General features: G+C 68.6%; 12 protein-coding genes. 7 read left to right on the top strand and 5 right to left on the bottom strand.

Annotated elements, in window-relative coordinates; translation table 11 throughout:
* Positions 1-102: 102 nt before the first annotated feature.
* The 4 genes from hisA to ASE86_RS03150 all read left to right on the top strand — a co-directional run bounded on the left by hisA (position 103) and on the right by ASE86_RS03150 (position 2,315).
* Positions 103-822: a 1-(5-phosphoribosyl)-5-[(5-phosphoribosylamino)methylideneamino]imidazole-4-carboxamide isomerase gene (gene hisA, locus ASE86_RS03165; protein WP_056422232.1), complete on the top strand. Its 720-nt coding sequence runs from the start codon at positions 103-105 to the stop codon at positions 820-822.
* Positions 823-946: 124 nt separating this feature from the next.
* The gene (gene hisF, locus ASE86_RS03160) at positions 947-1,705 is read left to right on the top strand and encodes an imidazole glycerol phosphate synthase subunit HisF (RefSeq protein ID WP_056422230.1); all 759 of its coding nucleotides are present in this window, start codon (positions 947-949) and stop codon (positions 1,703-1,705) included.
* Between the two features lie 61 nt (positions 1,706-1,766).
* Positions 1,767-1,967, top strand: a complete 201-nt coding sequence (locus ASE86_RS03155; RefSeq protein WP_056422227.1) for a hypothetical protein — start codon at positions 1,767-1,769, stop codon at positions 1,965-1,967.
* 33 nt (positions 1,968-2,000) lie between these two features.
* Positions 2,001-2,315: a phosphoribosyl-ATP diphosphatase gene (locus tag ASE86_RS03150; RefSeq protein ID WP_056422225.1), complete on the top strand. Its 315-nt coding sequence runs from the start codon at positions 2,001-2,003 to the stop codon at positions 2,313-2,315.
* A 91-nt stretch (positions 2,316-2,406) separates the two neighbouring features.
* Here the strand turns inward: ASE86_RS03150 and ASE86_RS03145 are convergent, their stop codons facing one another.
* From ASE86_RS03145 to proS, 3 genes are all read right to left on the bottom strand, one after another.
* On the bottom strand, positions 2,407-3,576 hold the full coding sequence (locus tag ASE86_RS03145) for an NAD(P)/FAD-dependent oxidoreductase (RefSeq protein ID WP_056422222.1): 1,170 nt from the start codon (positions 3,574-3,576) through the stop codon (positions 2,407-2,409).
* A gap of 124 nt (positions 3,577-3,700) precedes the next feature.
* Entirely contained in the window at positions 3,701-4,123 is a 423-nt protein-coding gene (locus ASE86_RS03140; RefSeq protein WP_056422219.1) for a hotdog fold thioesterase, read from the bottom strand.
* Positions 4,123-5,658 (bottom strand): proline--tRNA ligase, encoded by a 1,536-nt coding sequence (gene proS, locus ASE86_RS03135; protein ID WP_056422216.1) that lies wholly within the window; start codon positions 5,656-5,658, stop codon positions 4,123-4,125. Before proS ends, ASE86_RS03140 begins: the two co-directional genes overlap by 1 nt.
* A gap of 45 nt (positions 5,659-5,703) precedes the next feature.
* On the opposite strand from proS, the gene ASE86_RS03130 reads away from it, so the two are divergent.
* Positions 5,704-6,003: an alkylphosphonate utilization protein gene (locus ASE86_RS03130; protein ID WP_056422214.1), complete on the top strand. Its 300-nt coding sequence runs from the start codon at positions 5,704-5,706 to the stop codon at positions 6,001-6,003.
* Positions 6,004-6,006: 3 nt separating this feature from the next.
* Here ASE86_RS03130 and ASE86_RS03125 read toward each other — a convergent pair whose 3' ends face one another.
* Together ASE86_RS03125 and ASE86_RS03120 are read right to left on the bottom strand one after the other, a co-directional pair.
* Positions 6,007-6,456 (bottom strand): DUF983 domain-containing protein, encoded by a 450-nt coding sequence (locus ASE86_RS03125; protein WP_056422211.1) that lies wholly within the window; start codon positions 6,454-6,456, stop codon positions 6,007-6,009.
* A gap of 121 nt (positions 6,457-6,577) precedes the next feature.
* Positions 6,578-7,303, bottom strand: a complete 726-nt coding sequence (locus tag ASE86_RS03120; protein WP_056422207.1) for a GcrA family cell cycle regulator — start codon at positions 7,301-7,303, stop codon at positions 6,578-6,580.
* A gap of 95 nt (positions 7,304-7,398) precedes the next feature.
* On the opposite strand from ASE86_RS03120, the gene ASE86_RS03115 reads away from it, so the two are divergent.
* Together ASE86_RS03115 and ASE86_RS03110 are read left to right on the top strand one after the other, a co-directional pair.
* Positions 7,399-8,214, top strand: a complete 816-nt coding sequence (locus ASE86_RS03115; protein ID WP_156347123.1) for an ABC transporter permease — start codon at positions 7,399-7,401, stop codon at positions 8,212-8,214.
* Positions 8,215-8,295: 81 nt separating this feature from the next.
* Positions 8,296-9,271: aspartate aminotransferase family protein (locus ASE86_RS03110; RefSeq protein WP_235523973.1), on the top strand; the 976-nt coding region annotated here is incomplete at its 3' end.

Here is a 9,271-nt window from a genome sequence, read left to right as displayed (position 1 = left end):
GGGGGGGGGGGGGCTTGGGCAGTACCCCGCCAGCCCCTCCACCAGCCTTTCGCTGGTCCCCCTCCCCCAGCGATCTGGGGAAGGATTTAGAGAGAAGAATTGATGATCGTCTTCCCCGCCATCGACCTCAAGTCCGGCCAGGTCGTGCGCCTGGCCGAAGGCGACATGGATCGCGCCACGGTTTACGGTGACGACCCCGCCGCACAGGCGCGCGCGTTCGCCGCGGCGGGTGCGGATCACCTGCATGTCGTCGATCTGGACGGCGCGTTCGCCGGCGGGTCGGTCAACGGCGACGCGGTGCGCGGCATCGTCGCGGCCTTCCCCGGCCGCGTGCAACTGGGCGGCGGCATCCGTACGCGCGCCAGCATCGATGCGTGGCTGGAGCTGGGCGTCGCCCGCGTCGTCATCGGCAGCGCAGCGCTCCGCGACCCGCAACTGGTGAAGGACGCCGCCCGCGTCCTGCCCGGCCGCATCGTCGTCGCGGTCGATGCGCGCGACGGCTTCGTCGCGACCGAAGGTTGGGCCGATGTGTCGACCGTGACCGCGACCGACCTCTCCCGCCGGTTCGAGGACGCAGGCGTCGCTGCGCTGCTGTTCACCGACATCGGCCGCGACGGGCTGCTCAAAGGCTGCAACGTCCAGGCGACGACCGCGCTTGCCCGCAACGTGGCGATCCCGGTCATCGCCAGCGGCGGTGTCGCAGGGATCGAGGACATCCACGCGCTGAAGGGCCAGCCGGGAATCGAAGGCATCATCACCGGCCGCGCGCTGTACGACGGGCGCCTCGATCTGGCGGAGGCGATCGCGGTGGCATCATGCTGATCCTGCCCCGCACGGGAAGGGGGACCAGCGAAGCTGATGGAGGGGACTCGCCACGAGCGCGCCCTTCGCGGCCCACCCCCTCCACCGCCTTCGGCGGTCCCCCTCCCCGTGCCGGGGAGGATCAGTGACCGTCCGCGCGCGCGTCATCCCCTGCCTCGACGTGGCGCACGGGCGCGTCGTGAAGGGCGTCAATTTCGTCGACCTGCGCGATGCGGGCGACCCGGTCGAGCAGGCGCGGGCCTATGACGCGGCGGGCGCCGACGAACTCTGCTTCCTCGACATCGGCGCCTCCCACGAAGGGCGCGACACGATCGTCGATGTCGTCCTCCGCACCGCCGAGGTGTGCTTCATGCCGCTGACCGTCGGCGGCGGGGTGCGGTCGGTCGAGGACGCACGCACGCTGCTGCTGGCCGGCGCCGACAAGGTCGCGGTCAATTCCGCCGCGGTCGCCCGCCCCGAACTCGTCGCCGATATAGCACAGCGGATGGGCAGCCAGTGCGTCGTCGCATCGGTCGATGCGCGCCGGGTCGGGGATGCCTGGGAAGTCTTCACCCACGGCGGGCGGCGCGCGACCGGCATCGACGCGGTCGCGCACGCGCTGAGTCTCGTGCGGCTGGGCGCAGGCGAGCTGCTCGTCACCTCGATGGATCGCGACGGGACAAAGGACGGCTACGACCTGGAGCTGATCCGCACCATCGCTACCCAGGTCGACGTGCCCGTCGTCGCGTCGGGCGGGGTCGGCACCCTCGACCATCTCGTCGCCGGCATCGTCGAGGGGCACGCATCCGCCGTGCTCGCCGCATCGATCTTCCATTTCGGCGAAGCGACCGTCGCCGACGCGCATCGCGCGCTCGCCGCCGCCGGCGTGCCGGTTCGAGCTTAACAAGACCTTCACATTCCGGGCCTAGGTCCGGTCGTGTCGGGCGACCAATGGACAGCACCACATGAACGCCACCATCCGCACATGCCAGGCGCTGGCGCTGATGGCGTTCGTGTCGCCCGACACCCTTTTCGCGCAGGCCCACAGCGGCGTCGTCACGCGGACGGGCTTTGCGCTGTCGGACGTGGCGCTGGCCGTCGCGGCCACTGCCGGGGTGATCCTGGCGCGCCGATCGATGCGCAAGCGCGCCCGCCGCAAGGATTGACGCGCGCCACTGTGGACGCCAAGCGCCGAGGCCATGGACGCCTTCGCCCAACTCGAAGCCACGATCGCCGATCGCCTGCGCGCCGATCCCGGCAGCAGCTATGTCGCCTCGCTCGCCGCCAAGGGCCGCGCCAAGATCGCGCAGAAGGTCGGCGAGGAAGCGGTCGAGACTGTCATCGCGGCCGTCACCGACGACCGCGCCGGAGTGGTCGGGGAGGCCGCCGACCTGATGTTCCACCTAACCGTGCTGCTGCACCACATGGGGCTGAGCCTGGACGACGTGCGCGCTGAGCTGGCGCGGCGCGACGGCGTGTCGGGATTGGTGGAGAAGGCGGGGCGCGCCTCTTAATCAACCGTGCTTCCGCGCAGGCGGGAGCCCAGGGTTTCGCAGGGCGTCGCTTGTGGCCCTGGGCTCCCGCCTGCGCGGAAGCACGGAAGGGCTAGATCGCCTCCCCGCACGCGCGCGCGCTCGCCCACGCCCATTGGAAATTATACCCGCCCAGCCATCCGGTCACGTCGACCGCTTCGCCGATCGCATACAGCCCCGGCACCGCCTTCGCCTCCATCGTCCTTTGCGACAGGGCGTCCGTCGCGATCCCGCCGACGGTCACTTCGGCCTTCGCGAACCCCTCGGTCCCGTTGGGATGGAAGTGCCAGTCGGCGAGCTGCCGCTCGGCCGTCTCCAGCGTACGGTCGGGGATGTTGGCGAGTTCGCCGCTGAGCGCCAGCCGCTCGGTCAGCGCCTCGGCCAGGCGTTCGGGCAGGCCCAGCGCACGCTTCACGCCGACGCGCGGCGCCTCGCGCTTGGCGGTGCGGAGCCAGCCTGCGGGACGGTCGGGCAGCAGGTCGATCGCCACCGCTTCGCCCGGCCGCCAATAGGAGGATGCCTGCAGGATCGCCGGCCCCGACAGCCCGCGATGGGTGAACAGCGCAGCCTCGCGGAACGCCGCCTTTCCCGCGCGGACGATGGCCTCGGTCGCGACGCCGGCGATGCCGCGAAACAGCATATCGTCGCCGCCCAATGTCAGTGGCACCAGCGCCGGGCGTGGCTCGACCACTTTCAATCCGAACCGGCGGGCGAGGACATAGGCGATATCGCTCGCTCCGAGCTTCGGGATCGACGGGCCGCCGGTTGCGATCACCAGCGCGGGGGCGGACGCAGTGCGATCGCCGAACGCGACCGAAAAGCGCGCGTCGGCGTGCCCCACGTCGTGCAACGGATGCCCGGTCGCGATCGCCACCCCGCCCTTCGCGCATTCTTCCAGCAGCATCGCGACGATCTGCGCGGCCGATCCGTCGCAGAACAGCTGGCCCAGCGTCTTTTCATGCCAGGCGATGCCGTACGCATCGACGAGTCCGATGAAGTCGGCGGGCGTGTAGCGGCCGAGCGCCGACTTGGCGAAATGCGGGTTTGCGCTGATGTAACGATCGGGCGCGGTGTGGATGTTGGTGAAATTGCACCGCCCGCCGCCGGAGATCAGGATCTTCTGGCCGACGCGCGGGGCGTGGTCGACGACCAGCACCTTGCGGCCACGCTGCCCGGCAGTCGCGGCCGCGAACAGCCCGGCCGCACCGCCGCCGAGGATGATGGCGTCGTAGGTTTTAGCCATCACGTCTCGTCCGTCATCCCCGCGCAGGCGGGAATCAATTGTGGCTGAATATGAAAAAGGAGCCGCAACGACAGCCAGAATTTACCCCCGCCTCCGCGGGGGTGACGGTGCATTGGGTTGAGGCTCACCCTGCGTCGATCACCGCCATCGTGATCCGCGACAGGCACACCAGCTTGTCCGCATCATCGACGATGCGGATCGTCCACACCTGCGTCGTCCGCCCGATCGCTTCGGCGGTCGCGGTCGCATGGACGTGCCCGGACATCGCCGGGCGAATGTGATTGGCGTTGATCTCCAGCCCCACCGTCATCTTGTCCTTGGGCGCCGCCAGCCACGCACCGACCGAGGCAACCGTTTCCGCCAGCACGACCGATGCGCCGCCGTGCAACCGTCCGAACGGCTGGTGCGTCCGGTGATCGACCGGCATTCGCGCGGTCAGGCTGTTCTCGCCCACCGCGGTGAATTCGATCCCGACATGCCCGGGCATCGTCGCCGCGCCCAAGGCGGTCAGGCGCGCGAGATCGACCGGGCGCTGCCAGACCGCCATCAATAGGACCGCCCGACCAGCACGCGCTCGACCGCCGGTTCGCCGGTGAAGATGCAGGGGCCGGTGTCGGTGCCGCTCTGCCCTATCGGCGCGTTGCGGATGGTGAGCTTCAGCGCCTTCAGCCGATCGACGACCTTCTCCAGCGCGTCGCCGGTCGGCTTCGACCAGCGGACGTCGGCCCAGCCGGGGCGGCCATCGGTATCGGCGAACATCGCCTCGATATCCGACCAGTCGTCGATCGGGGCAATCGCGGCCTTCATCCGGGTCTCGGCCTGTTCGAACAAATCGTTCTGGATCGTCTCCAGCGTTGCCGCGGCGTCGGCGACGAACGCGTCGCGCGGCAGGATCGCGGAATTGAGCTTGCCGTCCTCGCGATACAGCGCGGTGCGGCGGATGACCGACACGTTGCCCCCGGCGACGTCGCGCCCGCCAACCTCGATCACGATCGGTGCGCCCTTCTTCACCCAGCCCCAGCGCTTGGTCGCGGCCTTGGCGGGCTTAAGGTCGAGCAGCGCGCGGATCGGTTCGCCCAGCGCCGTCTGCGTGGCGAGGTCTGCCTGAAGCGCCTTGCAGTAATCGACGATCGCCGCATCCTCGTCATTATCGCGCAGCATCGGCACGATCACGACCTGCCACGGCGCGATCCGCGGCGGCACGCGCAGCCCATCGTCGTCGCCGTGGGTCATGATGACCCCGCCGATCATCCGCGTCGACACGCCCCAGCTGGTCGTGTTGGCATAGTCCAGCTGCCCCTCGGCATTCTGGAAGCGGATGTTCTGGGCGTGCGCGAAATTGGTGCCGAGAAAGTGGCTGGTGCCCGCCTGGAGCGCCTTGCCGTCCTGCATCATCGCTTCGATGCTGTAGGTCGCGACGGCGCCGGGGAAACGCTCGTTCTCCGGCTTCTCGCCCGCGACGACGGGCAGCGCCAGGCAGTTTTGCGCGAACTCGCGGTAGACCTCGAGCATCTTCAGCGTCTCTTCGCGCGCCTCGTCCGCGGTGGCGTGCGCGGTATGCCCCTCCTGCCAGAGGAATTCGGCGGTCCGCAGGAACATGCGGGTGCGCATTTCCCACCGCACGACGTTCGCCCATTGGTTGATGAGCACCGGCAGGTCGCGCCACGACTGGACCCAGCGGGCAAAGGCGGTGCCGATCACCGTTTCCGACGTCGGGCGGACGACCAATGGCTCCTCCAGCTTGGCGCTGGGGTCAGGCGTCAGTCCGCCGTTGCCGTCGGCGATCAGCCGGTGATGCGTGACGACCGCCATTTCCTTGGCGAAGCCATCGACATGCTCGGCCTCCTTCTCGAAATAGCTGAGCGGGATGAACAGCGGGAAATAGCAATTCTCATGCCCCGTCGCCTTGATGCGATCGTCGAGCAGCCTCTGGATACGTTCCCAGATGCCATAGCCCCATGGCCGGATGACCATGCACCCGCGCACGCCCGACTCCTCGGCCAGATCGGCCTCCGAAATGACGGACTGATACCAGGCGGCGAAGTCGGCCTCGCGCGTGACGGGAAGGGCGTGCTTGATCATGCGGGCGCGATAGCGTGCCGGGCCGCGCGGGTCTATGGAGCGCACATGTCCGACGACTACGTGTTCGATAGCGCCAGCGACGAATGGCTCCCCGCCGCAGAAGCCGCCGCCCGCGCCGCCGCGGCAGAGCGGATCGAGGTCCGCGATTCGGTCGGCAACCTGCTGGCCGACGGCGACAGCGTCATCACGATCAAGGACCTGAAGGTGAAGGGTGCCGGCCAGACATTGCGCAAGGGCACCGTCATCAAATCGATCCGCCTGACCGGCGACGCCCAGGAAATCGACTGCCGGTTCGACGGCATCAAGGGCCTGGTGTTGCGCGCGGAGTTCGTCCGCAAGCACTGACGCCTATTGGTCGAAGTCGCCGCGGTCCGTTCCGTGCAGCTTCGACCACAACGCGCCCGTCCCCGCCTCCTGCGCGCGATTGACGAATTGCGATGCGACCAGCCAGCCCTTGATCGGCCTGAGCGGCAACAGCGTGCCCGCGACCATGATCGGCAGCGAGGTGACCAGATGCACCCACCCCGGCGGATCGAACGCGACCTCGATCCAGACGACCAGAAAGATCAGCGGCAGCGCGATGATGCAGAGCGAGAAGAACGCCGGACCGTCGTCGGGTGCCGCGAAGCGATAGTCGAGGTCGCAGACATCGCAGCGCTCGACGATCTTCAGCCACGACGCGAACATCGCGCCACGCCCACATCGCGGACACCGCCCCTTCCAGCCACAGCGCAGGATCCAGCGTAGCCGCGCTTCGGACGTTACGAGCGGCGCGGCGTGGCGATGATTATCGGTCATGCATCACAGATAGGTCGGCGCCCGAGCGCGACCATTGGACAGATTGCCCACCCGGTGCGCTGATCGACGATCGCGAACCGGGACCGGCGGGGCGCCGAAGAGGCCCCGCCGTACATGGTGGCTAGCGAACGCGCGGGCCGCCGTAGGGCAGCGGCGGCGGCGGGCGGCGGTCGCGGCGCGGCATCTGCGCCTGGTACGCGTGGCCGCAGTGCGCGACGCAATACGGGAAGCCCGGGTTCACCTTGTCGCCGCAGAAGTGGAAATCGGGCTCGCCCGGGTGGCCGAGCGGCCATTTGCAGATGCGGTCGTTCAGTTCCAGCAGGCTGGTCTTGCCGGCGATCGCTTCGCTTGGCTTGGCCGGAACCAGTCGGCGCGGCGGGGCCGGGGCGATCGGCGGGGCCTGTTCGCCCGGGTTCTGGCGCACGAAGCCGCCCGGGCCCACCGAGCGAAGAACGGGCGCATCGGGACGCGGCGCGGCCGGGGCCGCAGCGGCCGCGACCGGCGCATCGTCGTCCTCATCCTCGTCGGCATCGTCACTCAGATCGAACGGGGCCTCCGGCTCGGGCTCGGGCTCCGGGGCAGGCGTGGGTGCGGGCGGCGGTGGAGGCGGGGCCGCGGCGGCGACCGGCGCCGGCGTGGGCTCGGCGCCGGCCTTTGCCTTCGCCTTGGCTTCGGCCGGGTCGTTCGGCTTCACCGGCGAAGGACGCGACTGCAACCCCAGGCGATGCGCCTTGCCGATCACGGCGTTGCGGCTGACCCCGCCCAGCGCCTCGGCGATCTGGCTGGCGGTCTGGCCGCCCTCCCACATCGTCTTCAGCGTGTCGATCCGCTCGTCGGTCCAGCTCATGCGTGTCAGTCCATACTCTGCTTGCGGGGGCGGGCCTGCTCGATTACGCGCCATGCGCAATGACCGACCAGCCTTCGTCCCTCGCCCAAAACGGGATGCCTGCCCCCGGCGTTCCGGTGATTCGCAACGTCAATTGGGGCGGCTTGAAGACCCTCTATGTGAAGGAGGTGCGCCGGTTCTTCAAGGTGCAGCTCCAGACCATCTGGGCGCCCGCCATGTCGCAGCTGCTGCTGATGGTGGTTTTCACGACCGCACTGGGCGGGCGCGGCAGCGTGGCCGTCGGCAGCGCGACCATCCCGTTCGCCGCGTTTATCGCGCCAGGCCTGATCGTCATGGGGATGCTCAACAACGCGTTTGCCAATTCCAGCTTCTCGCTGCTGGTCGGCAAGATCCAAGGGACCATCGTCGACTATCTGATGCCGCCGCTGTCGACCGCGGAGCTGCTGGCGGCGCTGGTCGGCGGCGCGATGACACGGGCGTTCTGCGTCGGCTTCACCGTGTGGCTGGCGATGCTGCTGTTTTTGGGGTCCGCGGCGATCCCGGCCAACCCGATGGTGGCGATCCTGTTCGGGCTGCTCGGCTCGGCCCTCCTCGCCTTCCTGGGCGTGCTGACGTCGATCTGGGGCGAGAAGTTCGACCATGCGGCCGCGGTCACCAACTTCGTCATCGCGCCGCTGACGTTGCTGTCGGGCACGTTCTATTCGGTCGATCGCCTGGCGCCCGCGTTTCAGGCGGTAAGCCACGCCAACCCGTTCTTCTATGTCATCTCGGGTTTTCGCTACGGGTTCCTGGGGGTCAGCGACGGCTATCTGCCGGTGTGGGCCGGGGCGCTGATCGTGCTGGCGCTCAACATCGTACTCGGCCTCGTCTGCTACCGGCTGCTCAAGAGCGGGTGGAAGCTCAAGAATTGACGGCCGCCGCCCCTAGCCCGTAAAAGCGCGCTCCGGCGGTCCGGTACGGGCCGCCGTTTGCGTTTCACAAGGAGTCGTACAGTGACCATCACCCCCCTTATGCCCGTCTATCCCCGCTGCGGGGTGCGGCCGGTGCGAGGCGAGGGCGTGTACCTGTACGGTGAGCGTGGCGAACAGTATCTCGACTTCGCCGCCGGCATCGCGGTCAATGCGCTGGGCCACGGCCACCCGCATCTGACCAGGGCGATCGCCGAACAGGCCGCGACGCTGATGCACGTGTCGAACCTGTACGGCAGCCCGCAGGGCGAGGCGCTGGCACAGCGCATCGTCGACCATTGCTTCGCCGACACGGTGTTTTTCACCAATTCGGGCGCCGAGGCGATCGAATGCGCGATCAAGACCGCGCGCCGCTACCACTATGTCGGCGATAGCCCTGAACGGACCAAGATCATCACCTTCCACAACGCCTTCCACGGGCGGACGATGGGCGCGATCAGTGCGACCAACCAGGACAAGATGCGCCACGGCTTCGAGCCGCTGTTGCCGGGCTTCGCCTATGCGCCGTTCAACGACCTGGAGGCAGCACTCGCGCTGATCGACGACCAGACCGCAGGGTTCCTGGTCGAGACGGTGCAGGGCGAAGGCGGCATGACCGCAGGCACGCCGGAGTTCATCCGGGGCCTGCGCAAGGCGTGCGACGAGCACGGCCTGCTGCTGATCCTCGACGAAATCCAGTGTGGCTACGGCCGGACCGGCAAGTTCTTCGCGCACGAACACTACGGCATCACGCCGGACATCATGACGGTGGCCAAAGGCATCGGCGGCGGCTTTCCCTTGGGAGCGTGTCTGGCGACCGAGGAAGCGGCGCGGGGCATGGTCATCGGCACGCACGGGTCGACCTATGGCGGCAATCCGCTGGCGATGGCCGCGGGCCAGGCGATCCTCGACGTGATGCTGGAGCCCGGCTTCTTCGACCATGTCGCGGCGATGGGTGACCGCCTGCGCGCGGCGTTCGAGCAGCTGATCCCGAACCACGACGACCTGTTCGAGGAAATCC

Origin of the sequence: Sphingomonas sp. Leaf33, from assembly GCF_001421785.1 — a bacterium.
GTDB lineage: Bacteria > Pseudomonadota > Alphaproteobacteria > Sphingomonadales > Sphingomonadaceae > Sphingomonas.
This window is presented reverse-complemented; position numbering and strand designations above follow the sequence as displayed.